The following is a 23,485-nucleotide window of genomic DNA, read 5'->3' as shown; positions in this document are numbered from 1 at the left end:
TGTTTTCTGTTGATTCATGGAATTATATTCTATTTCAATGAATTTTAATGGATTTCAACAAATGTTAAATTGAAAATAACACGCTGAATGGCTATTGATAAGTATCAGGAATTTGTAGAAAAACTAGGGCAGCTCTTCGGGGAGTTTGATTCTGAATTGAAGCGTTTTAAAAATGCTAGCAATTCTGAAATATCAAGGAAACTCGGATATAGCGATGCACAGTTTTCCCGACTTATCAATTCTAGTGCTACTGAAGGTGAATACGATCGAGCTCTCCAGAACACAGATCGAATTCTAAAGCTGATTTCTTTAGAAGAAGAACTTTCTATTTATAAGGAGAAAGATGGTTCGCCCAACCAAGCTAAAAATGGCCGCGGAAATAAGCCTATTCTATTCTTTGCTATTGCCTTTACAGCATTTATCGCGGTATTTTTTATTTACCAACAAACCAAAGAGCCTAAAATGGCTCAAGACGAGCTTCAATACAGAGACGGCATGTTGAAATGGAGTTTTGAAACTCCTTTTGTAAATCCATTTGTAGAATTAGACGATCTGCCCTCCGATTGCTCCTACCCCTGCTACAAATACCAAGGCAAATGGGAACTTCAGCAACCTTATAAAATCCCGTTTTTCAGAGAAAGAAATGGCTTTCATTACCTCGCCACGGAAGTGAATATGTATGCGCGCTGTATGAGCGAAAAAAGTGCTGAAGGCGATGTTATTGAAGCTTATGAGTATCAGCGTCATGAAATATGGTACGACAAACGTGAACTTCCAATAGACTCTTTTATGGTTTCTTCAAATTCTTCAAAGTTGAAGCCTTCTTACCAAGAATTGGATTTTGAAAGCGACAATACTTTTGTAAGGTTAGCGGTGATTCACACATTCTTTAGAAATGAATTCAATCTTGATTCGGTAGGCATTAACCGAAGTGGAAAAGTGATTGGTCGCGATGTGGAGTTTGTTTCGGAAGAAATTCTAAGAAATGAGTTTTCCTCAGAAAGCTTAATGAAAGATGCTTTGACTTAGGTAAACGCTATTATAGCCAATAGACTTGAAGATTTTTCTCGTCCCATTTCATGTGATTTTGCAGAGTTGCCTAAAGACGACTTCAACCTTATTTCCGAAGGCGATCAGATCAGTTTCGACTGTCAAATGACGACAAGCCGTTTTTCTGTAGACTACACAAAGACTTATGTTCTGAAAAATCAATTCATTAAGAACACCTGTGTACCGGGCATTTAAATGGGTTTAATCATGCTGAGTTCATGATCATAACTTCCGGCCTCTAAGTCTTCCCACTCCCAACCGTCATCTTTGATTAAGGAGAGCAGAAGCCTTCTTCTAGAAGTAAGATTTTCATATTCCACATCTACTTTTTCTCCATATTCAATTGGCACGCCCATATCTTCGAGCTCACTCAATTTTAGAACTGGCGGAACTTCATCAGATGGTGTCACAAAAGCAGAAGGAAGCGTGACCAAATAACTCGATATGGCTTTTCTCAAACCAATTAAAATGTTGTATTCGGGCTTCACACTATCCGATACATGGTGAAGCAAAATGGTAAGTGCTTCATCCAAATTGGTAATATTGAGCACAAAAGCTTCCTTTTTATTCGATGTATGAAAGAAATGAAGCACGGAATAAGCTTTGTGATTCTGACTGTGCAGAATTATCATTTTGGTAAGCTCTGAAAAAGGAGTTTCAAGCGATTTAAAATTCTCCCCATTCCAATAATTGGTTAGGATTTCCTGAACAGAACAGCCCAATGTGGTAATAAATACGCTGATTCTGCGCTTTTCTATTTCAGCAGAAACCACAGGAATCAAATAAGTAACGGCAATGGATAGCAAAATCAACCCAGCGAAAGAAAGAACAGCAGTTAGCACTTCCCAATAAGCCCCATCAGGTTCCATATCTCCCAAACCTAAAGTTGAAAGTGTATAGCCAGTATAGAAAATCTTGCTGATGATTGATGCTTGAGTATTAGTTTCCACATTCATCAAATCATCAGGCTGACTGATAAACATGAGACTAGCACCTGTCCAAATCAAAAGAAGCCAGGTTATCAAAATAGAAATCAGAATCATGGCTCCTCCCATTTCCAGAATTTTCTTCTGGCCAAGATTCCGGTTAATGGCCAAAAGCATTTTCCAAATGGCTTTAGACAACCTTCTTGTTATAAATCCAGCTCCATTCACTGAAAGAGCAGTTCTAATCAAATCTGTGGCGGTAATGATGAGCAACAAAACGCCAGCACTAAAAGAAATGTAGTTCATCTTGGTTGAATCGACCCTAATCGAAGAGATTTCATAGGTAATAACCTTTGATGATCTACTATGTTCTTAAAAGCATCAGCAAAAAATAAATTAACAACTAGTTAAAGCCTACCTAAGCCTGCAAGTTTCCAATAGTATTGCCCAAGCTTTGTCAGTTCACAGTGTTTCTCTTCCTTCGCTATCTCACTCATTTGTCTTCCCTGATCTTTATGGTCGGATGGTGTTACCAAACCAGCGCTGAGATACATTTGCAAATGAGAGAATTCGAGTTCCTTTTTAGGGTTTGAAGGCTCATCTCCAATCAAATGCTCTTTGCTCAATTGTAGCGTTGAGTTTTCTTCGGAAAAATAGGAAGGCAGTAATCTCAAAATATTCCGATGCACTCTGGGTTGGCAATTTCGAACCGAAATCATAGTTGAGGCATGTGTTTTAAAAATAGGTCTTTGCTCCCAAGAAGACAGTACTTGATCAGAATATTGATAAATACTGGCAACATCCACTTTTCCTAATAAATCCGCAGCTTCACCGTCAATTGCTTCGCATATTATTCTAGTGAAAACCCCTCTTCCGTTCTTTTCTTTTGATGGCTGATAACTTCGACTTGATGTTAATATAGAAACCCCTTCTCTGAGTAAGGTCTTCTTTCCATTATCCATTGGGTCGTTCCCAAAATTCCCACTGTAGCAACAGTCCAAAATGATCACAATTTCTCTTACTCTAGATTTATTGGCCATTATCAGAATTTCGTTAATGGAAACTCCCTCGTCAAATTGAATAGCATCTTGAGTAATTAGATATCCACCAAAATCATTTTGCCCGCCATGGCCTGAAAAGTAGAGTAAAGCCACATCGGCCTCGTTTGAAAATAAACTATGAATTTTTCTTCTGAGCCGATATCTCGTGATAAAACCTGGATGCTCGTTGTCTTCCTGTGAAATCATGAGATCACAATCAAAATTTGGCGATCCATCCTCATGATTATCTAATAACTGCTTTACTTCCTTGGCATCTTCAATGCATCCCGCCAAGGGGCTAAAATCATAATGATTAATACCTACTAAAAGTGCTCTTCTCATCTTTTTTTGCTTCCAATATCCTATTCAGAGTTATTGGAAACCATAGCTGAAACCCACTATTTAGACTAGTCAGAACTGACTACTGTAAGGCTTCTTGATTTTGAAGTGCCCACTTTATCAAGCCCTTGGTAGAATTATCTACACCAAGCTTATCGATCAAATTTCTACGATGTGTCTCTACGGTACTATGGGCAATGAAAAGGAGTTCTGAAATTTGCGGTGTAGTGTGTCCATCTGCAATAAGCTTAAGTACTTCCTTCTCTCTTCTTGTTAATGGAGGGTGATCATCGACCTTTTTCTGAGCATCAGATTTGATCTGTTCAATCAGCTTTTGAGTTACTTCCTTTCCAAAATACGGTTTGCCCTCAGCTATATCGTTAATTGCCTCTACAAGTTCTTCTTGACCCTTATTCTTTAGAATATACCCATTCACCCCAACTTCTATCAACTTTTTTATGAAAGCTTGTTCATTGTGCATACTCAAAACCAGGGTATATATTTTGGGGTACTCCTTTACAATATGTTCAATTACTTCAATGCCATTCATTTTAGGCATCTTCAAATCTACAATCGCAATATCTACAGAATTAGACCTAAGAAAATTGAGGACCTCTGCCCCGTTATTTACCATTCCTACAACATTAATATTGGCTTCTTTATCCAACATCAATCTTAGACCGTCCAGTACAATCTGGTGATCATCAGCTAAAAGTACCTTGATCATTTGACTTGTTATTAAAAGGTATATCGATTGTTATAGTGGTGCCTGCTCCTTTATCGGAATCAATGCTAATTTCACCACCTAAACTCTCCACTCTATTTTCTACATTCTGCAAACCTATGCCGGCTGCCTGATTTCTTTTGTTAGTTGAAAAACCCACTCCATTATCTTCAACTATTATGTTTATGCTCGTTTTCTTTTTGAAAACCTGAAGATTCATTTCGCTTGCTTCGGCATGCTTTAAAGTATTACTCAATAATTCCTGAATCATTCGATAAATATTGATTTCGTAATTGTAATCGAGACGTTTTTCTAAGCCAATGGCAACCAAATTGATTTTGAGCTTTCCTGTACTTTCTACGGCTGACTTTAAATCGTTCAATGCTTCAACTAAGCCAAATTCAACCAACACACCAGAAATCATATCATGGGCAACTTTTCTAACCTCATCACAAGCTTCATCCAGTAAGGTATTTGCCTTCGCGTATTGCTCCAAATTTCTTTCTTGAAGAACCTTTATTTCGCTTTCTACAGACTTAAAATGCAGTTTCACCATAGAAAGCATACTCCCTAATCTATCATGCAGATCTCTGGCAATTCGGTTTCGCTCCTTTTCTTGACCAGATATCATGGCCGAAAAAGTGGCCAGTTCTTGCTTCTGTAGAAGCTCTTCTACTTGCTGTTGACTGATTTTTGCTGCTTGTTCGCTTAATTCTTTGTCCTTTTTAAGCTTAAGATTTATGAACATGTAAAAAAAGAGAGCCGATAGTAGCAAAACTCCAATCACAAGGGCATAATTAATCGTCTTTTGGGTTGCCAGTTCCGATTGCTTAATCAATGTATCTTTCTTCAATAATTCATTTTGAACCTTCTGATCTTCAAATTTGTCAGCCGATCTTAGTGTTTCTTGAAGCTCCTCTGTCGTGTTTTTTTGAATTTCCTGATACTTACCAATGAACATTTTGGCTTTTGAGGGCATTTCAAACTTTGTGTAAAGTTTAATAAGTTCCCAATAAAGCTTTTTCTGGAGAAATGGATACTGGGCTTTTTCGGCATAGGCAAGAGCTGTTTCTAAATTGAATAAAGCGCTATCTTCCTTGCTTAAATGGTTATAGATATTACCAAGGTTATAATAAGCCAATGATAAACTCTTATGGTCGCTAGAACCTATTTTTATTTCTAATGCTCTTCGGTAAAGTGAATGCGCTTCCAAAAAGTCTCCTCTCTTTTCAGAAACCAAAGCCAAATTGTTGTAGTTATGAAACACATCTCCTTTCCCTTGCTCAATTTTGGAGTTAAGGCTTTTTTCGAGCCAAAAACTAGCTTTATCTAAAGAGTCCAGCTTGATGTAATTCAATCCAATATTCGTTTCTACTTTCGCTACTTCTAATAAATCCTTTTCACGATTATAAAAGTCGAGAGCAGAGTTATAATTGGTAAAGGACTTTGAGTATAGTCCAAGCAATGAATAGATGTCTCCCAAAACCAACTTTGAAGAAGCCATTAATCGTTCATCACCAATTTCGAGTGCTTTGTTATAAGTGAGTTCATTATAATAAATGGCTTTATCATAATTCCCTTTGGAATAATATGCTATGGCCTGCCTTTGTAAGGCTCTAGCTTCACTTCTTAGATTGTTTATGCCTTTAAACGTGGTGATGGCCTCTTCCCCAAAACCAAGTGCTTCATCATATTCACCAATATCAATATGCAATTGGGTTAGCTGGCCAAGCGCTCTTCCTATTCCATATTTATGATTTTCTGCCCTTTCAATGGATAGTGCCTCTTTAAATAATGGAATTGCCTTTAGCGGTTCATTTTGCAAACGCCTCACTTCGCCTGCTCGATTAAGCGAAGTAGCTCTTATTAGGGGTTGACTGATTTTGAAGGAGAGGTCAATAGCATCTTCAGCATATTGCAAGGCCTCTTTGGGCGATTTAATTCTAAGCTGCCACGCAAGCTCATTAAGGATTTCACACCTTATAGAATCATCTTTTGCTCCCATCAAGAGGGTTTTTAACTCCTTTACATTAGAAGGCAACTGCGCCAAGCAATTATTAATTATCAAAGAAATTATAAAAGCTAAAATCATGCATTTCCTCATAGTTAATAAAGATAACAGACTTTATGTAACCTGCCTGTTATCTTTATACTTCAATTTACTATTGGACCACTCTAGGATTATTAGAACTAGAAGGATCACCTGGTTTGTCGGTTTCCACGACTGGTGGATCATCGGGAGAACCCTCGCCTTCTCCTCCTCCACCATCTTCTGAATCATCATCTTCGTCTGGCGGAGGACTCATTCTCATTTCAATAGAATTTGCCCATAGCAATGAATTGAACCACTGCGGTTTAAAAAATTGGGATTGATAGTTTGAAGTAATCATAATTTATATGTTTTGATCTACTTCAAATTTTGTGGATTGATTAATCGAAAAAGCCCTCAGTACTTACGTTTCTTATTCTCATCAGAACTGAGGAGTTACAAATCATCAGAAACTAGCTAATATTTAGGACTTCCATTATAAAACTTTGAGTCAACCAAAACCAAAGTCTTGTTATGGATACCACTAGTCAAGAAGATAAAAATTCTAATAAGAAGGATGGTCGAAGAAAATGGAGTTTCAGGCCATTCATTTTTTCTAAAAAATCCAAGAAGAAAAAACAAAAGGCTAATAAACCAAAACCTGTCGATATTTCTTCTCAAACTCAGATTGGAGATAATCACTATCAAAAAATAGGCTTCTATTATGCAATAGAAACACAAAAGTCATATAGCGACCTCCTGACATTTCACATTGAAGAAAGAAATCAGATTGAATTTTCGTATAAAAAATACATCGATGAGCGTATTCAATTTTTACATGCAAGAATACTAAGCCTTAGAAACAACTCAAAAGAAAAGCTTGATGTAATAAGAAACTATTACAACTCTTCGGAAGCCCTGATTCAAGAAAGGAGCTTGTTAATTGAAAAGGTAAAATCAGTTAAAAAAGAGGTAATTGCTTTGTTATCTACTTTTCTCTTAAGAAAAAAAGAATTCTTAGAAAACAGAATCAGCACCCGGATAGACAAAGTAAAAGGTCAAATCACAAAACTCTTAGACAGTGTAAATCTGGTTAACGAAACAATCGACCTCAAAGACAAAGATCAAGAACAATCCATACAAAATGCTTGGACACGATTTATTGACTATCTGACAGAAGAAGCCAACAAAAAGAGACAGTTCTTATCACTTTTAAATACTAGACTGGGCAAATTAAACGAGCTTCACGTCAGCAATAAGGTCATTAGCATTCTTGGGCTGGCGGCAATTACCTCCATGACCACTACGGGTTGGTTTTTCTCAATTTTTGCAGAAAAATCGCAATACGGAAGTGCTGACAAAATATCATTCATTCTCGATTCTCTCTTAAATTTTGGTCAAAAGGTATTCCAACCTGAGCAAAATATATTAGGAGCCTTACTGAATCTATTGATTGCGACCCTAATTATTCTTCTTGCTTTAGGGATTATTACATTTCTTTTCATTCTCTTAGATCGATTGGTGAGCCCTGTACCCTCTCAAAGTCTCCCCAACAACAGTTCAGAATCTATTAAACCAGATAAGTTTGAGAAGAACGGCAAACCTAAACTCCCTAGGCAACTGAGTTTCTCAACCTTAATCTGGCTTCAAAATCTTCCTTATATTCTTATAGCCCTAATGGCTATTTTAATTGCCATTTTCTTATTAAGCTTTTCAAAGAATGGAAGTGACAATCTTGCCGGACTTACAAATGCATTGTCAGGTCAAGTCGTTGGTTCCTCTATTGCTCTGGCTATCGGAGGCATATTATTTATCTATGTCAATTATGTGATTGAACACAGGTTAGATTCCAAGGGGCAATTTAAGGCTCTCCATTTCTGGGAATTATTCGTATCTCTTTCCGTTCTGTTACTCGGTTTCATTCTGGTTCTCTCCTACGAAATGTTCGGTCCTATTAAAGGCGCAAAGCTCATTGAAAGAACATCCTTTAGTTTATTCGTGGTTATGGCTTTCACCTCAGGCTTAATCATAGCCTATTTCGCAAAACTCAGCTCTTTCTTTTTACTGGCCAAACAAACAGAATCCGACATCATAGATTACGAAAACAGCATAATGTATTATTCTGAATTGCGTCATCAAAAAAGATGGAGACTAATTCCGCAAAAGGATTTTGTACATGCTTTCAAGGTGGTCAATTATGAAATATTTGATTCCATTTCTCTAGAAAATCAAGAAGAGGTAGAGTTGCTGAAAGATCAAACTTCAAATTCTTTAAGAAAGAAAATCAGAAATCTCTGGAAAGGCTTGGTTGAAAAAAAACAATCCCCGACCCCAGAAAACAACCCTCTTCAGGCAATTATTTTTTGGAGGAAAAATCCAAACACAAAAAATAAGCAAACTCAAGACTCGAATACTGAAGACCCCAATCCCATAATTATTCCTTCCAAGAATTCTGGGGAACTCAATTTCGACAATTATATCGCCAAAGAATACTTCACCGACCTCTACTTCGAAATCAGAGATAAACTGAATGTAATTCATCAGTTAGAAACAAGGATAGCAGAGTCATACGATGAAATGGACAAACTCAGAAAAGGTGAAGAACCCCAAGCCATTCTTAATGCCCGAAAGGAAAAACAAAACATTGAAGATCAGATCACTGACGTAGAAGTTGAAATTGTGAACAACAAGACAGAAAGTCTAGAATTTGAGCACAAGCATCAACAAGAAAGTCAAAAAATATGGCTCGAGCTATCAGAAGGATATGAACTAGGGCAATGGTACCTGAACAACAAACTTTAAAATCCGATGAAACATTTTTTCAAAAATAAACTCAAATCCATCCGTAAATTTTTCTCTGGTAAAAAGTCAAAGTCACCCAAATCAGGGTCTGCCCCAAAAAATGAATCTTCACATGAATATGATTCATTCAACGATTTTGAGTTGTTGGTTAAAGACAATCTACCCGATACGCTACTAAAAGAGGTAGAATCATTGAACAGAAATATCAATGAAAGCGGTAAAAAAATGGAAAAACAAGGCTTTCGTGATGGCTCTACAGGAGTTGTAAATCGAGAACAGGCCAAATTGAAAATCTACGCCATTACTACCCACGTTTTGGAACCTGTAAGAGCGCTTTCACAGGGGATTTGTGATGGATTAGAAAACCTGCAAAAGATAAAGCGTGAGAACGAATATGAACTTCATCAAAAATATCTGAAAGCCTACGCTGCCAATGAATTCATTCTCAAAAGTTATCTAAAAGATTTTGTCAGCTTTTCTCGGGGGTTAGGGGTTTTCTATCTAGTTATTGCATTCATATTAATCATCGCTGATATCCCCTTAGCAGTTGAACTAACAAAGGAAGGATTCGAATTAGATAAAATTGCTAACAAGGAATCAGGAATCGCTTATCTGTTCATTCACTTTAAACAGGTCTTGGTTAATAACTGGGAAGTCTTTATTCTATCTTCTGGGATAGCCCTTTGTGCAATCTACTTCAAAGTATATTACGACTATCTAATCGGAAAATCTCCATATAGTTTTATTCTATTTAGAAAATATTTCAATAGTGAACATTCCCCCTCATCAGATGATATAAAACACTTAAAAAATTCAGAGAAAAGAAAATTCTGGATCAGTTTAGGTTTATTCCTAATCACTGTGCTGACATTGATTGCCCTTGGTTATTTTAGAATTGAAACGATAAAGTCTTTAAATAAAGTAAAGTATAAGGGCTATTATCAAGCTTTATCTTTTAGTAAAAAGGCTGCCCTAATCTTGATTACTATTATTTTCCCGATAATTGGTGGGGTATGTGCTTCAATAGGCTTAAACCATATCTTTAATTTTTTTCATAAGAGAAAACACAACAAGGAAACCAATAGAGCCAAAGAAGAATACAACTCAGCTTCTGAGGATTTAAAGGAAACTGAAATTCATTGTAGTACATGGAAAAGTTTTCATTCTCGACTAACTGCTGATTCCCATGCTTTACAATCCAAAGTCGAATCAATTCCTTCCATAAATTTATCGAATACCGAAAGCTCATTTTTACCCAGCTCATTTACATGGAGGCTCTCAAAAGCAGAACTCCAAATTTCAAACTACTTAATGTCTTGTTATGAATTGGGGCACAGCCATGGCGTTGTAAATCCACAAAATCCTACTAAGACTAACGATCTTTTCGATAATACAATGGAGCTCAGAAGCCGAATGAACTCCACTAATTTTTATAAGAAACTCAGAAAAAACTAACTTCCTATCATATCATGAAAACCCTATTTATACTTTTTGCAATCTCCTTCTCTAACCTTTTTTATGCCAACAACAGTCAGAAACTGTTGCCTGCCAAAGATGATTTAAGTCCAAAATCAAATTTTGTAGTTCAAAAAAAGGACACATTGATAACCGTAGTCTGTGATTTAACCTTAGAAGACCCAAAGCAAATTTCAAAGGTGATTACCGATGCTAAAAAGATATTGTCCATAAATGGGGCTGAAAAAATGAAGTTTGTCTTTTATGTATTGGACAATCATATCAATGGATCAATTCTCCAATATCAAAGACCTAAATCAAAGTACCCTAACCCTAAAACCCTTTCCGAACGAAAACTAAAAGCCCTTGAAAATCAAAAATTCAAAAAAGAAAAAAACGAATATATAAACTCACTGGGTAGAAAACTTCAAAAGCTATATGAAGAAGAATTCAAGGATAGGGTTAGTATTGCCAGAAGCTGTCATTTTAGAGCGCTTTCTACCTTAAGCAAAACCATTGCTTACAACTCAACCGAAGAGGACTATAAAATTTTAATATTTCTTTCCGATTTGGTAGAAAAGTGTGACCCATCCATATGTGGCGAAAAGTTGTTTTTCACAACTCAAAGCGAAGAAAACGCAAGCAAGATTATTGAATCATGCGAAACGGACACAGACCTCAGTGGTATAGACAAAATTGTGGTGATAGAATCCGCTACGTACAACCATCAAAACCCAAATGCTATTAGACCAGAAAGGATCCATAAACTTTGGAGACAAGCTTTGGCGAAATTCCAATACCCAAAGTCAAAATCAGAGAATCTAATGATCACCGCAGAAATCCCATCCCAATTGTTTTGGTGAGTTATTTCAGCTTATTTATTAATTCATCAAAACCACATTACACGAATTGAAGATTCCATATCTTTGCGGCCAAATTTCGATTCATGATTTCAGTAGATGCCGTTGGGGTTGAATTCAGTGGACACACACTTTTCAACAATGTAACCTTTAACATTAACGATAATGACCGAATTGCCCTCATGGGTAAAAACGGTGCAGGTAAATCTACCCTGCTGAAAATTATTGCAGGGAAGAACAACCCTACACACGGAAAGATTTCTGCTCCAAAAGATGCCATTATCGCGTATTTGCCTCAGCATTTACTTACAGAAGATAATTGCTCTGTTTTTGAAGAAGCCTCTAAAGCTTTTGCCAAAATCCAAAGCATGAAAACTAGAATTGATGAGTTGAATCATCAACTGGAAACTCGCACCGATTATGAATCTGATGCGTACAGTAAAATCATTGAAGAAGTTTCTGAACTCAGCGAAAAATACTACAGTATTGAAGATATTAACTACGATGCTGAAGTAGAAAAAACACTTCTTGGTCTTGGGTTCGAACGTGCCGACCTTCAAAAACCAACCAATGAATTTAGTGGTGGCTGGAGAATGCGTATTGAACTCGCTAAAATCCTGCTTCAGAAACCAGATTTGATCTTGCTCGATGAGCCTACCAATCACTTGGACATTGAATCGGTACAGTGGTTGGAAGATTTCCTAAAGAACAGTGCGAAAGCCGTAATGGTAATCAGCCACGATAAAACTTTTGTCGATAACCTGACCAACAGAACCATCGAAATTACTCGTGGAAAGGTCTATGACTACAAAACCAATTATTCGCATTATCTAGAACTGAGAAAAGAAAGGCGCGAACAGCAGCAAAAGCAATTTGATGATCAGGCTAAGGAAATTGCAGAAATCAAACAGTTTATTGAGCGCTTTAAAGGCACTTATTCTAAAACTCTCCAAGTTCAATCGAGGGTGAAAATGCTTGAGAAGATAGAGATTGTTGAGGTAGATGAAGTAGATACTTCCGCTTTAAACATCAAGTTCCCTCCTGCCCCTCGTTCTGGAAACTACCCAATCATTGTCGATGATTTGGGCAAAAGCTATGGCGATCATGTGATTTTCAAAGGCGCTTCGTTTACGGTTGCCAGAGGAGAAAAAATTGCTTTAGTAGGTAAAAATGGTCAAGGTAAATCCACTTTCGTAAAGGCTGTAATGGGTGAAATTGATTTTGACGGAACTCTTACCGTTGGCCATAATTCAATGATCGGATATTTCGCCCAAAATCAGGCTTCTCTTTTGGATGAAAACCTTACCGTATTCCAAACCATAGATGAAATTGCCCAAGGCGATATCAGAACCAAAATCAAAGATTTGTTGGGGGCCTTTATGTTCTCGGGCGATGCTATCGATAAGAAAGTAAAAGTGCTTTCTGGTGGAGAAAGAACACGTTTGGCCATGGTGAAACTTTTATTGCAACCTGTCAACCTTTTGATTCTGGATGAACCTACAAACCATTTGGACATTCGTACTAAAGACATTCTTAAAGACGCCCTTAAAGCTTTCGATGGTACTTTGGTACTTGTCTCCCACGACCGAGATTTCCTTGATGGCCTAGCCACGAAAGTGTTTGAATTTGGGAATCAACGAATCAAAGAGCATTTGGAAGACATTAATGGTTTCCTTCGCAACAAAAAGATGGAAAACCTACGTGAAATTGAGCGCAAAGCATAAATCTGCTGCTCATCACATATTGTTGCTCAATCCATTCTAGGATACTTATCTTCAGCATTTAATTGAAATTATTATGCTGAAGAAGTCATTTTTATCCCTTCTGATTATCACCCTCTTTCTTTCAGGGTTAGAGAACGCGCATGCTCAAACTGTTTTGGAAGACAGCCTAATGAACGGTAATAACTTTCAGAAAGCAGCATTTCGCTTATGGATTGGCCCGGAAACCAATACAATAGCCGGTGTCATCGTGATGGTGCCCGGCTCGAATGGCAACGGCAGAAATATGGTGGAAAAGCCCGAATGGCAAGCTCTGGCCCAAAAGCATAATATGGCTTTATTGGCAGTACATATCACCGATAAGCGAAGTGAGAATATGGCCATTGAGCATTATGCCGATGTCAGTCAAGGCAGCGGTCAGGCGATGCTGGACGTGCTTGACAGACTTGCAGATAAAAGCGGACACCCTGAACTGAAAAAAGCCCCCTTTGCTTTTTGGGGAATGTCGGCCGGTGGAGAGTTCAATTACGAATTCGCTTGCTGGAAGCCAGAGCGGGTTATCTCGTTTATAGTGAATAAAGGAGGTGTATACTACACTGCGCTGGCCTCAGAAGCTACGCGAAAAGTTCCAGGCGTATTTCTCACCGGAGAAATAGATAATCCTTATCGAAACGAAATTGTCGAGGGCATTTTTTCAGTCAATAGGCGATTTGGTGCCCAATGGATCTTTGCAGAAGAGCCCGGACAAGGTCACGAATTTGCCAAGTCTGAAGTCTTTGCTTTAAAGTACTTCGACCTGATCATACCAATGAGATTGAAAAGTTCAGGCCTCGCTCCTTTGCCTTCTTCCGGTTATTTAGCGTCAATCGATACTCATGAAATCGTGGAAGATAGCCTAAAGCCCCTACCCAAAGGAATTACCTCCTGGTTTCCCAGCAAGCAGATTGCAGAATTGTGGTTGACTCTTTTTGAAAAGTAAGCACTAGCTCAAAGAAACTTCCCAAAAGCTTGAAGCTTTTGGGAAGTTGTTATCATAGCAAACAGAACTCAGTGAGCCTTTTCTAAAGCCTCCTTTCCATTTTTAATCGCTTTGTCAATATCCTCAGCGACAGTTTTCACAAGCTCAAGTTCTTCTTCCAGAGCTTTGGTCAGCTTGTCCTTTTCTGGTATTTCGGCTTTGCTTTCAGATGCAGTCTCTCCTCCCATCAAAGTTCCTTCAGGAAATCTTGCTGAGAAGTTCCGCATCCAGGTCATCATGCCGTCATTAGCTTTGGTTAATGCTTCTACATTGTGACTTACCAAACTGTCAGGGATAGTCTCATCATCAAGTTTGGATAACTCAGCTTTCAACTTCATAATCTCGCCCATTTTAGCCATGGCATCATCATGAATTTCAATCACTTGCTCTTTTAGTTCATCGATTCTTTCTTGCTGCTCATCTTTCGGCTGACAAGAAGAAACCACAACCATCAAAGCCACAGCAACACCTAAAACCAGAGTCGTGGTTCTGTTTATTAGCTTTCTCATAATCTTCTTTATAAGCTATAATAAACCCCAACTGACAACCTGTTGCCTCCTTTAATCGAAGCGAAAGCATCTGTGTGAAATTTCTGTTGAACAGGAATCTGATACTGAGCATTTAAGGTCAGTCCTTTGAAGAAAATCTGAGTTCCTAATGTCGCCAAAAGAGAATTTCCACCTGTATTGGCTTCGCGAATTCCCTGATTGTAGTGGTAGTTTCCATTTTCATAAAACCCACCCACAAAAGGCAAAACAGAAACCGTGGCAGTCTCTACATAGCGATAAAGGTTCAGAGCCACATTGGCCTGATTCCCGAACTTATAGTTGAGACTATTTGCTGAATTCATCTTGTAAGAAGACTTTACATTGGCACCAAACTTTCCAAACCTCACCATATAATTGGCGGAAAGTATATAATCCAAACTACCTGAACCTAACTGGAAATTACGGTTGATAATATCGCCATCATCCGTTTTTTTGAATTCACCAACCGGCAGTTTTAAACCTGCACCCAGGCTCAGCGAATGCACAATCCCTTCCATGTTTTCGGAAGTGTTGAAAATGGAATAGTATCCCAAAATCATCGGATCACCAATGCCCGATGAACGGACATTCTGATGAGAACCTTCCATGTGATTGCTGATAAATGGCACCACATATCTCAACTGAAATTTCTGGTTCACCCTGAACATTCCTGTTAAATCGAATCGCTGATAAGTATCGTGAGAATACTCATCTTCATAGTAGTAATCATCATTATCGATAAAAGCCTTGAAAGAGGCTGAACTGTATTTTAGGCCAATAAAATGTCGGTTTTGCATGGATACATAACCGAAATAAAGGCCCGAAAGGCTGCATCCGCACACATCGCAAGCCCAGCTTTTGGGAATGCTCATAATGGTCAGTAATGCAACCAGAATTATTTTTCTATTCATGATTTCTGAATCTTTCGTCTGAAATAAATGTGTAATCGGTCAGGGTGTTGATGAAGTCAATAATCCTGGCCTTCTCTTCTTCTGTCATGGGAATTCCAACCACCGCTTCTCCATTTTTGAATGAAGGATCAAGCGTGGGAGAATCCACCATATTCTCCGAATAATGGTCGAGCACTTCTTCTAAAGTGGAAAATCTCGCATTGTGCATATATGGGCCTGTAATAGCCGCATTCCGTAAACTTGGCACTCGAAATTTGCCATTGTCAGCAACATCTTCCGTGATTTTGCCCCTGCCCTCATCGCCAAAAATGGAGCTGATTCCATTGTTTCGATAACTCTGATCGGTAAACAATACGCCTTCATGACAGCTCGAACATTTCTGTTCGAATAGTTCTAGTCCTGTCAATTCATTCACAGTCAGCTCTTCCTTTCCCAACAGGTATCTGTCGTATTTAGAATCGGCCGAAACCATCATGGAAGTGAATTGAGAAAGCGCATGAAGCATAAATGGCGAAGTGATTTCATCGACATCAAAGGCTTCTTTGAAAAGCTTCTTGTACTCTTCAATGGCATTCAACTTCTTCACCACATTCTCCAGCAACTCGTCCATTTCCACATCAGATTCTATGGCATTGATGGGCACAAAATCCAGATGCGTTACGCCTCCATCCCAGAAAAACTCCTTTAGAAAGGCCATATTAGCAATGGATGGCGCATTTCTGATTCCGAACTGGCTATCTACGCCAATGCTGGTTTTGTGCAATGGCGAATCGGCAAACGCTCTCGATTGCTGATGGCAATTGTTACACGAAACACTGTTGTCTCTTGACAAAATGGGATCGAAAAACAGCTTTCTTCCCAACAGAAAACCTTCCTCTGTAACAGGGTTATTCTGAAAGGTGTAAGTCGGTTCGGGAAAATGCGGAGGCTTCACAAATGCGAATTCCTCCGAAGGCATTTCTTCCATTCCACCCTGGCAAGACCAAAAGGAAAAAAGCACCCAGCCAATGGCCAGGCACTTTTTGAATAAACCTTTAGTCACCATGACCATTAGAGCTCTGGTGCACATGATTTACCTGAAAAGCACTGCTTAATTGATTGGCAAATGGACTTCCGGCTTTAGGTGCATGAACTGAATAAGTTGAACTAAAGTCAATATTGGCCCCATCCAAAAGCTTCAACACATCTGTAATAATATGTGCATTGGGAGAAAGTTCTTCAGAAACAGAAACTGTGGTGCCGAAATCAAGTGTGATGGTTCTTACATTGTTCACAAAGTTTTCATTGCCAGCAACATCTTTCCAGCCTCCAATGTGAATGGCGAAAGTTTTCTCCTGAGTTTCTGCTCCACCACCCCAATCTACATATTGCTGAGGAGAATTTTCGGCAGTTCCTTCCATGGCCAGACCTATGTAGCCCGCATTCCAATTCCAGAACCAGGCACCATTGGCAGGATCTAAAACACCGCCCAAAGCTCCTTCCTGAACGCCATCTTCTTCAACACCAATGGTAAAAGTGACTTTGTTGTATGAACCAGCAGGAACATTTTCTACCACAATATTGTGCGTGCTGGCATCACTTTCCAAAACCTGATAGTATCCTTTAAACTCACTGGCAGAAACGCTTACTTCATCTTCGAAAAGTTCGCCATTTGGGCCTTCAAGCTTGATTTTGCTCACATAATACCCCAACATAGACATGTTGAATTTCTCGCCATTGGCAGTTTCGTAATCGTAAGTGGTTGAACCCGGCTCAGAAAGTACCAGCTCATTAGGGCCTACTTTGTTATCGAAATAAAGTTGAAAGGTTCCGAATTCTTCTGGGCTTGGATCATCGTTGCTACTACAAGACACAATGGTTCCGATTAGCGCCAACAGCGCTATTATTTTAGATATTTTCATTTTTATGATTTCTTAGATTTCTATTCGATTCGGCAAAAACTTATGCATAAACCTTCAGCCTAAAAGTTCACTTTGGAACTAATAGACACAGGTTTTCAGTAGCTCCACTTAGAAAGAAGAGCTTTAAGCTTAAACCGAATTCGCTTTATTATTTAGTTTAGAAAATAGTGTACAAGGCATTCTCTCATTCACTTTGAGCGAATGGAAAACACAGCAGTTAATACACAAATTGGGAGTGGGGAATCTAAGCCCGGGGAGGATGGAAAATATCGAAAGTGAAGATATCGCTCGGGATTTCTTCGTTATAAGCTTTTGGCGAATCGTTTTGCAACAATTGCCAGTTGGCCTCACCTATTGCTGCGCTCTGCTGTTGCACATTACAGAAGAAGGTAAAATCTTTAGGAATCACCTTTTCAGACTTTTCCTTAGTGTCTTGAGCGGTTTGTAGGTTTTTGCTCAAAACACAGCTACCATAACAGACTGTAATGGGCTTGTCTCTTTCGACACACAGAAACTCAGCAATATAATCTTTCCTTATCTCGTAGTCGAGATAGATCAGCGGCAGAAGCAATGTGCTCACCAATTGGGAGCAAATCACCACACCGATTATAAATGATCGAATTGCTGACATTGCTGCAAATGTCGGTTACTAAAAAAGAAGATTCAAAGACTTATCTTCATTTTTTGGCAAACGAATAAAATCATATTTAAACGGGTGTATCTGTTTTAGATTGACATGGATGATAGCCAAAACAAATGATTTGCATAAATTCCGAAGCAATTTGATAAACCATGTCTAAACGCACTCCCGCCATTGGATTCATTTTCGTTACCGTTTTAATCGATGTAATAGGTATCGGCATTATTCTTCCTGTTATGCCTAAGCTTTTGGAAGAACTCACCGGAAAAGGCCCAGCAGAAGCCTCCTATTTAGGCGGACTTCTCCTCGCATCTTATGCTATTATGCAATTCTTTTTTGCTCCAATAATGGGAGGCATTAGCGACAAATACGGAAGACGACTTGTATTGCTCATCGCTTTATTTGGGCTTACCATCGATTACCTTTTTCTAGCACTCGCCCCTACTCTTTCTTTATTGTTTATTGGGAGACTTATTGCAGGAATTGGCGGAGCAAGCTTTACCACAGCATCGGCATATGTTGCAGATGTGAGTCCACCAGAAAAAAGAGCACAAAACTTTGGAATTCTGTATGCAGGTTTCGGTCTTGGTTTTGTTTTGGGGCCGTTTTTAGGCGGAGTTCTTGGCGACCTTCATATCAGACTTCCTTTCTATGTGGCAGCAGGCCTTACTTTTGTAAATTTCATTTATGGCTTTTTCGTTTTGCCAGAATCGCTCAAAAAAGAACACAGAAGAGAATTTGAGTGGAAACGCGCCAATCCGTTTGGATCATTCAAACAACTTCAGAAATACCCTCTTATGATGGGCATGATCACGGCCGCTTTCATTATTTACATTGCCACGCACAGTGTAAATAGCAACTGGTCGTTTTTTACCGATGAGGTATTTGGTTGGAGTTCAACTCAAATCGGCCTTTCTTTAATGTATGTGGGCATTTTGGTTTCAATTGTTCAGGCGGTTCTTGTTAAAATTTTCGTAAAACGAGTAGGCATTAAAACTGCCATTTACACAGGCTTGACTTTTAATTGCCTTGGACTAATTCTTTTCTCTATGATGTATCAGGAATGGATGGTTTATGCCATTACTACCATTTATGTTTTGGGAGGAATTGCTGGTCCTGCTGTTCAGAGTATTATGTCGAACATGGTTCCAGCAAACGAGCAAGGCGAATTAATGGGGGCAATCACAAGCCTTCAAAATCTGGCCAATATTTTTGGGCCGCTAATCATGACATCCATTTTTAGCTATTTCACAGTAAAAAGCAGTATATATTTCCCGGGAGCTTCTTTCGCTTTAGGCGCTCTGCTCGTTATGCTAAGTATCTACTTCGCTTCCAGAACTTTAAGAAATTACCACCCAGAAACAGAACAAGATTCTAGCTCCAAATCCTTAGAGGAATCTCCAATTGAAGCGGCCTAAACTGGTCTTTCTAGGCATTTATCACCAAATTGGGCGCTCAATGAACAACAAATTTATGAGCGAGAAGCGTTCCGAAAACTCAAATAGCTATATACCACTATACATAACAAACGAAACCGATAAGCTAGAAGCGGTTGTATTGGGCATCGGTTCTGACTTGGGGGAAGAACTGGACATTAACCCCACTAGCAAATGGCATATGGAACATGGTACCTACCCCAATGAGGTCGATATCATGAGAGAAATTGCCACTTTAGAATCGGCATTGAAAAGCCAAGGTGTAGAAGTTTTTCGCCCTAAAAACATCCCTGGAATTGAGCAAATCTTCACTAGAGACATCGGTTTTGTAATTGATGATTTCTATGTAATGGGAAGTATGCAGGAAGATGTCCGCCAACTGGAACTGCCTGGAGTGGCTCATGTAACAAGCAGAATTTCACCTGAAAAGATATTGACTCCACCTAAAGAAGCCAGTATTGAAGGTGGCGATGTTATTCTTTGGAACGAACACATTTTTGTTGGCATTAGCGCCAGAACCAATTGGGAAGGTTACGAATTCATTAAAGCCTCATTTCCGAATAGAAAAGTACATGCCATCCCTCTTTTTGTGTCAGATGACAGAACCAAAAACATTCTCCATTTAGACTGTACCTTTCAACCGATTGGTCAAAACGAGGCTATTATTTATGAAAATGGATTTTTAGAAAAGCCTGAAATCATTTACGACTTATTTGAGGAGAAGAATCTGATTAAGGTAAATCAAGATCAGATGATGAGAATGTTTCCCAACATTTTTTCAGTAGCACCGGATACCATTATCATCGATCAAACCTTTACAGAATTGATTGAAGAACTTGAAAAAAGAGGCTACAAAACCTTAAAAGTTGAGTACCGCGAAAACTCAAAATTGAGCGGCTTATTAAGATGCTCTACACTTCCTTTGAAAAGAGCTAAATCCTCGAAATAGGCGGCAACGATTGCAATTATCACAATTCAATATAAAACAGAATTTTAAAAAATATTGATCAATAATTAACCCTCAATTATTGTTGAATACGTTTTTAATTTTTAAACTGGTATAAATTTTAACTGGTTTTAACATGAAAAACGTTTTAAGGGAAGAGACAACTCAAGAAATTGACATTCGTAGCTTGAATATTAATGATGAAACCTCGACCCTTAAAACCGTTATTCTTGGTATCGCCACAGACACTGGAGAACCTCTCGACATTAACCCCATGAGTCGTTGGCATATTCAACAGGGCACTTATCCAACGGATGAAAATCTTCAGAAGGAAATTGCTGAATTTGAAAAGCTATTATCGCAACTCGGCATAGAAGTGTTACGACCCAAAAACCTTCCCGGAGTAGAGCAGATCTTCTGCAGAGACATCGGTTTTGTGATTGAAGATTACTTCATTATAGCCAATATGAAAGAGGGAGTCAGGAAAAGAGAATTGCCCGGCATTCAACACATCATTAACTCATTCGACCCAGAAAAGGTGATTCAAGTACCCGAAGAAGCCATGATTGAAGGTGGCGATGTAGTACTTTGGAACGAATACATTTTTGTTGGGCAAAGCGACCGAACCAACTATGCTGGCTATAAATTCATCAAAGAAACTTTCCCTAATAAACTTGTTTATCCTGTTCAGCTCAATTTTGGTGACGACCCTGAAGACAATGTGCTTCACTTAGATTGTGCCTTTCAACCTATTGGAGACAATCAGGCCATTATTTATGAGAATGGTTTTACAACTTGGCCCAACATCATTTACGATATTTTTGGGCCTGAAAACTTTATCAGAGTAACAAAAAGCCAAAAGAACAGAATGTTCCCAAATGTGTTAAGCGTGGCGCCTGACACTGTTTTGATAGATCAAAGCTTCACGGAATTGAAACTAGCATTAAAAAGCCGCGGATTCCGAACTTTCGAAGTGGATTTCTTCGAAAACTCAAAACTCAGCGGCCTCTTACGTTGTGCTACGCTTCCTTTAAAAAGGATTTAAAATCTATTTTTCCACAAAGGAAAGTTCTACCCTTCTGTTAATCGCTCTACCAGCAACAGTTCTGTTTGAAGACACTGGCAAGTCCTCACTGAATGTTTTCGTATCCATCTGATCTGGGTTTACGCCTTTACTCACCAAATACCTAAACACTTCTTCGTATCTCAATTTACCCAAATCGACATTATAGGGGTTCGTTCCATAAGCATCGGTATGACCCGCCACCAATATTCTCAAATCTCTATGCTCTTTAAGAAGTTCTGCAGCCTCATTTAGCCTGTCAAAAAACTTGGGTTTAATGTTGAACTTATCGAAATCAAAGAATACAGTCGGTAGCTTCAATTTCTCTTCAGGCGCCAAAGCAGCAAAGGCTACAGCGGCTTTAGAACTCGGCTCTTCCGCAACAACTTCCACCACAGGTTCTTCAGTAATTTCTTCTTCATAAATTGGCGTAATACCTTCAACAGAAGGATCTTCAACAGGAAGTTTGAAAGGATCGAGATCGAAACTGTTAATCATTTTCAAATAAATGGTTTCATCGTTTTCATCACAGCCCACAAAGAAATCCTGCTCTACATCAAACTCATCCCTGAACAACACGCGAATGGTATGTTGCTTTTCGTAAATCACCTCTCCGTGTTTTTCTACCTTCAGCGTAAACGGCTTTTCGATAGGCATAACCATGCGATAAACTCCATATTCATTCGTTACAGCGGTCATTGACTCTTCTTCCTGACCCACCACTGAAATTGTTGCGTTTGGCACTGGTGTTACACCATCGCACTCCAACAATTTCCCCTGGATTTGAGATGCATCAAACATAATCACTCTGTAAATATCTACTTGACCATAACCTTCTGGCCTACTTGAAGAGAGATAAGCCACCTTTCCATATAGGGTGAAGAAAGTATCGTCATTAGGCAAATTGATTGGAGCGCCCATATTTACAGGAGGCGTGAAAAAGCCGGAAAGACTATCGTACCTGGTAGAGAAAATATCATAACCGCCCATTAAGTCGTGACCGCGGGAAGAGAAGTAAAAAGTACCATCATCGGCCACAAATGGCGCATCATCGTTTAATGAAGTATTCAATTCACGAATCGGAGCTGCTTTTCCCCATTTTCCATTCGCGTCTTTATGCATGATGTACAAATCAAGATTCTCAACTTCGTGATTCACATCGGAAGCAAAAATCATCGAATTTCCATTGTTATAGATAAAAGCGTGAGAATCCCAACGCTTTGAATTAACAGGAAGCGCTTCTCTTTTGCCCCAAGTTCCGTCCTTGTTTCTTTTAGAAATGAATAAATCTTCGTTGTAGAAGGTGATCAAGGAATTATCATTGTTGAATAACTGAATGGGCGCTTCATTGGCTGTGGCACTCGCAAAGCCTTCAAGCGGATTGTCCTTATCCCATTCATCAATATCATTCATATCAGCGGTGAGCACTTGTTCAAAAGCTTCACCATCGTCAGCAATTTGGGCAGCCCCTTCCCTTCTGGCCGTAAAATAAATACCCCGTTGGTTGGCTGTTACTACCTGACTATATTCATTTCCTTCGGTGTTAATATGCGGCCCAAGGTTCTTTATAATTATCTCTTTTGGTTCAGGAAGATACTTTTTGGCACTCTGTATATTACTGCTCACAAGTAAATAATCCGATCTCAGAAATTCTTCCAAATCCTGAATTCTAACCCTTCTGATGGTTCGTTCGGCATCTTCAACTTGTTGATTCAACAGGTATGCTTTGGCAAATTTCACCCAGAAATAGGGCGTATCTTGAGCAAATGGAGTTGCCTCTTTAAAAAGCTCAATGGCTTTATCAAGCCTATATCGTTCTGTATGGCAAATTGCGGCCAAAAATTTAGCCTCATAATTATCCGCATTCTTGTCGATCATAGGTTTAAGCATGGTCAATGCAATCTCCCAATCTTGATCTTCCAAAGCAGCATAAACCTTATTCATGTTTTGGCCAAAAGCCACATGATTAAGCGTTAAGTATATGATGGAAAGAAATATAGCTTTCTTCATAATGACAGTTTTAAACAAGGCATAACTAAAATACCAGAAAAATATAAGAGTAAAGAAATGAAATGCTGAATGGATGAGATAATGGCC

20 protein-coding genes are annotated in these 23,485 nt (G+C 38.8%); 9 read left to right on the top strand and 11 right to left on the bottom strand.

Annotated features, from left to right (window positions below; genetic code table 11):
* Window positions 1-87 precede the first annotated feature (87 nt).
* Window positions 88-1,029, top strand: coding sequence for a hypothetical protein (locus ACXACJ_RS06615; protein WP_475133554.1), 942 nt, complete (start codon window positions 88-90; stop codon window positions 1,027-1,029).
* A gap of 212 nt (window positions 1,030-1,241) precedes the next feature.
* On the opposite strand, the gene ACXACJ_RS06610 is transcribed toward ACXACJ_RS06615, so the two are convergent.
* The 5 genes from ACXACJ_RS06610 to ACXACJ_RS06590 all read right to left on the bottom strand — a co-directional run bounded on the left by ACXACJ_RS06610 (window position 1,242) and on the right by ACXACJ_RS06590 (window position 6,469).
* Entirely contained in the window at window positions 1,242-2,282 is a 1,041-nt protein-coding gene (locus ACXACJ_RS06610) for an ion channel (protein ID WP_475133553.1), read from the bottom strand.
* A gap of 101 nt (window positions 2,283-2,383) precedes the next feature.
* Complete coding sequence (locus tag ACXACJ_RS06605; protein ID WP_475133552.1) at window positions 2,384-3,358, bottom strand: caspase family protein; 975 nt, start codon at window positions 3,356-3,358, stop codon at window positions 2,384-2,386.
* Window positions 3,359-3,437: 79 nt separating this feature from the next.
* The gene (locus ACXACJ_RS06600) at window positions 3,438-4,082 is read right to left on the bottom strand and encodes a response regulator (RefSeq protein WP_475133551.1); all 645 of its coding nucleotides are present in this window, start codon (window positions 4,080-4,082) and stop codon (window positions 3,438-3,440) included.
* Entirely contained in the window at window positions 4,060-6,084 is a 2,025-nt protein-coding gene (locus tag ACXACJ_RS06595; protein WP_475133550.1) for a tetratricopeptide repeat-containing sensor histidine kinase, read from the bottom strand. The genes ACXACJ_RS06600 and ACXACJ_RS06595 overlap by 23 nt, the downstream gene beginning before the upstream one ends.
* Before the next feature lie 157 nt (window positions 6,085-6,241).
* On the bottom strand, window positions 6,242-6,469 hold the full coding sequence (locus tag ACXACJ_RS06590) for a hypothetical protein (RefSeq protein ID WP_475133549.1): 228 nt from the start codon (window positions 6,467-6,469) through the stop codon (window positions 6,242-6,244).
* A gap of 173 nt (window positions 6,470-6,642) precedes the next feature.
* Between ACXACJ_RS06590 and ACXACJ_RS06585 the strand changes: the two genes are divergently transcribed.
* From ACXACJ_RS06585 to ACXACJ_RS06565, 5 genes are all read left to right on the top strand, one after another.
* On the top strand, window positions 6,643-8,910 hold the full coding sequence (locus ACXACJ_RS06585; RefSeq protein ID WP_475133548.1) for a hypothetical protein: 2,268 nt from the start codon (window positions 6,643-6,645) through the stop codon (window positions 8,908-8,910).
* Between the two features lie 6 nt (window positions 8,911-8,916).
* The gene (locus ACXACJ_RS06580) at window positions 8,917-10,365 is read left to right on the top strand and encodes a hypothetical protein (RefSeq protein ID WP_475133547.1); all 1,449 of its coding nucleotides are present in this window, start codon (window positions 8,917-8,919) and stop codon (window positions 10,363-10,365) included.
* Between the two features lie 14 nt (window positions 10,366-10,379).
* Entirely contained in the window at window positions 10,380-11,228 is an 849-nt protein-coding gene (locus tag ACXACJ_RS06575; RefSeq protein WP_475133546.1) for a hypothetical protein, read from the top strand.
* A gap of 83 nt (window positions 11,229-11,311) precedes the next feature.
* A complete protein-coding gene (locus ACXACJ_RS06570) occupies window positions 11,312-12,949 on the top strand; it encodes an ABC-F family ATP-binding cassette domain-containing protein (RefSeq protein WP_475133545.1) in 1,638 nt (545 codons plus the stop codon).
* Window positions 12,950-13,022: 73 nt separating this feature from the next.
* Window positions 13,023-13,925, top strand: a complete 903-nt coding sequence (locus tag ACXACJ_RS06565; RefSeq protein WP_475133544.1) for a hypothetical protein — start codon at window positions 13,023-13,025, stop codon at window positions 13,923-13,925.
* 68 nt (window positions 13,926-13,993) lie between these two features.
* Here the strand turns inward: ACXACJ_RS06565 and ACXACJ_RS06560 are convergent, their stop codons facing one another.
* The 5 genes from ACXACJ_RS06560 to ACXACJ_RS06540 all read right to left on the bottom strand — a co-directional run bounded on the left by ACXACJ_RS06560 (window position 13,994) and on the right by ACXACJ_RS06540 (window position 17,934).
* Entirely contained in the window at window positions 13,994-14,473 is a 480-nt protein-coding gene (locus tag ACXACJ_RS06560) for a hypothetical protein (RefSeq protein WP_475133543.1), read from the bottom strand.
* Between the two features lie 8 nt (window positions 14,474-14,481).
* Complete coding sequence (locus tag ACXACJ_RS06555; protein ID WP_475133542.1) at window positions 14,482-15,402, bottom strand: hypothetical protein; 921 nt, start codon at window positions 15,400-15,402, stop codon at window positions 14,482-14,484.
* Entirely contained in the window at window positions 15,395-16,447 is a 1,053-nt protein-coding gene (locus ACXACJ_RS06550; RefSeq protein WP_475133541.1) for a cytochrome-c peroxidase, read from the bottom strand. The genes ACXACJ_RS06555 and ACXACJ_RS06550 overlap by 8 nt, the downstream gene beginning before the upstream one ends.
* Window positions 16,437-17,303 (bottom strand): MbnP family protein, encoded by an 867-nt coding sequence (locus ACXACJ_RS06545; RefSeq protein ID WP_475133540.1) that lies wholly within the window; start codon window positions 17,301-17,303, stop codon window positions 16,437-16,439. The genes ACXACJ_RS06550 and ACXACJ_RS06545 overlap by 11 nt, the downstream gene beginning before the upstream one ends.
* 244 nt (window positions 17,304-17,547) lie before the next feature.
* Window positions 17,548-17,934 (bottom strand): hypothetical protein, encoded by a 387-nt coding sequence (locus ACXACJ_RS06540; protein ID WP_475133539.1) that lies wholly within the window; start codon window positions 17,932-17,934, stop codon window positions 17,548-17,550.
* A 161-nt stretch (window positions 17,935-18,095) separates the two neighbouring features.
* Between ACXACJ_RS06540 and ACXACJ_RS06535 the strand changes: the two genes are divergently transcribed.
* The 3 genes from ACXACJ_RS06535 to ACXACJ_RS06525 all read left to right on the top strand — a co-directional run bounded on the left by ACXACJ_RS06535 (window position 18,096) and on the right by ACXACJ_RS06525 (window position 21,370).
* Window positions 18,096-19,361, top strand: a complete 1,266-nt coding sequence (locus ACXACJ_RS06535; protein ID WP_475133538.1) for a TCR/Tet family MFS transporter — start codon at window positions 18,096-18,098, stop codon at window positions 19,359-19,361.
* A 40-nt stretch (window positions 19,362-19,401) separates the two neighbouring features.
* Window positions 19,402-20,328 carry a dimethylarginine dimethylaminohydrolase family protein gene (locus tag ACXACJ_RS06530; protein ID WP_475133537.1) on the top strand — a complete coding sequence of 309 codons (927 nt, stop codon included), beginning with the start codon at window positions 19,402-19,404 and terminating at the stop codon, window positions 20,326-20,328.
* A gap of 133 nt (window positions 20,329-20,461) precedes the next feature.
* Complete coding sequence (locus tag ACXACJ_RS06525; protein ID WP_475133536.1) at window positions 20,462-21,370, top strand: dimethylarginine dimethylaminohydrolase family protein; 909 nt, start codon at window positions 20,462-20,464, stop codon at window positions 21,368-21,370.
* Between the two features lie 3 nt (window positions 21,371-21,373).
* Here the strand turns inward: ACXACJ_RS06525 and ACXACJ_RS06520 are convergent, their stop codons facing one another.
* Window positions 21,374-23,398 carry an OmpA family protein gene (locus ACXACJ_RS06520; protein WP_475133535.1) on the bottom strand — a complete coding sequence of 675 codons (2,025 nt, stop codon included), beginning with the start codon at window positions 23,396-23,398 and terminating at the stop codon, window positions 21,374-21,376.
* Window positions 23,399-23,485 lie beyond the last annotated feature (87 nt).

The organism is Roseivirga sp. AWQ4_251 (assembly GCF_056158225.1).
This window is presented reverse-complemented; position numbering and strand designations above follow the sequence as displayed.

What these genes read in the sequence shown, in the direction of transcription:
- ACXACJ_RS06600 (WP_475133551.1), bottom strand. Translation starts at nt 4,082, where the DNA reads ATGATCAAGGTACTTTTAGCTGATGATCACCAGATTGTACTGGACGGT.
- ACXACJ_RS06545 (WP_475133540.1), bottom strand. Translation starts at nt 17,303, where the DNA reads ATGAAAATATCTAAAATAATAGCGCTGTTGGCGCTAATCGGAACCATT.
- ACXACJ_RS06615 (WP_475133554.1), top strand. Translation starts at nt 88, where the DNA reads ATGGCTATTGATAAGTATCAGGAATTTGTAGAAAAACTAGGGCAGCTC.
- ACXACJ_RS06605 (WP_475133552.1), bottom strand. Translation starts at nt 3,358, where the DNA reads ATGAGAAGAGCACTTTTAGTAGGTATTAATCATTATGATTTTAGCCCC.
- ACXACJ_RS06555 (WP_475133542.1), bottom strand. Translation starts at nt 15,402, where the DNA reads ATGAATAGAAAAATAATTCTGGTTGCATTACTGACCATTATGAGCATT.
- ACXACJ_RS06550 (WP_475133541.1), bottom strand. Translation starts at nt 16,447, where the DNA reads ATGGTGACTAAAGGTTTATTCAAAAAGTGCCTGGCCATTGGCTGGGTG.
- ACXACJ_RS06610 (WP_475133553.1), bottom strand. Translation starts at nt 2,282, where the DNA reads ATGAACTACATTTCTTTTAGTGCTGGCGTTTTGTTGCTCATCATTACC.
- ACXACJ_RS06590 (WP_475133549.1), bottom strand. Translation starts at nt 6,469, where the DNA reads ATGATTACTTCAAACTATCAATCCCAATTTTTTAAACCGCAGTGGTTC.
- ACXACJ_RS06565 (WP_475133544.1), top strand. Translation starts at nt 13,023, where the DNA reads ATGCTGAAGAAGTCATTTTTATCCCTTCTGATTATCACCCTCTTTCTT.
- ACXACJ_RS06560 (WP_475133543.1), bottom strand. Translation starts at nt 14,473, where the DNA reads ATGAGAAAGCTAATAAACAGAACCACGACTCTGGTTTTAGGTGTTGCT.
- ACXACJ_RS06580 (WP_475133547.1), top strand. Translation starts at nt 8,917, where the DNA reads ATGAAACATTTTTTCAAAAATAAACTCAAATCCATCCGTAAATTTTTC.
- ACXACJ_RS06540 (WP_475133539.1), bottom strand. Translation starts at nt 17,934, where the DNA reads ATGTCAGCAATTCGATCATTTATAATCGGTGTGGTGATTTGCTCCCAA.
- ACXACJ_RS06575 (WP_475133546.1), top strand. Translation starts at nt 10,380, where the DNA reads ATGAAAACCCTATTTATACTTTTTGCAATCTCCTTCTCTAACCTTTTT.
- ACXACJ_RS06525 (WP_475133536.1), top strand. Translation starts at nt 20,462, where the DNA reads ATGAAAAACGTTTTAAGGGAAGAGACAACTCAAGAAATTGACATTCGT.
- ACXACJ_RS06570 (WP_475133545.1), top strand. Translation starts at nt 11,312, where the DNA reads ATGATTTCAGTAGATGCCGTTGGGGTTGAATTCAGTGGACACACACTT.
- ACXACJ_RS06535 (WP_475133538.1), top strand. Translation starts at nt 18,096, where the DNA reads ATGTCTAAACGCACTCCCGCCATTGGATTCATTTTCGTTACCGTTTTA.
- ACXACJ_RS06585 (WP_475133548.1), top strand. Translation starts at nt 6,643, where the DNA reads ATGGATACCACTAGTCAAGAAGATAAAAATTCTAATAAGAAGGATGGT.
- ACXACJ_RS06520 (WP_475133535.1), bottom strand. Translation starts at nt 23,398, where the DNA reads ATGAAGAAAGCTATATTTCTTTCCATCATATACTTAACGCTTAATCAT.
- ACXACJ_RS06595 (WP_475133550.1), bottom strand. Translation starts at nt 6,084, where the DNA reads ATGGGAGCAAAAGATGATTCTATAAGGTGTGAAATCCTTAATGAGCTT.
- ACXACJ_RS06530 (WP_475133537.1), top strand. Translation starts at nt 19,402, where the DNA reads ATGAACAACAAATTTATGAGCGAGAAGCGTTCCGAAAACTCAAATAGC.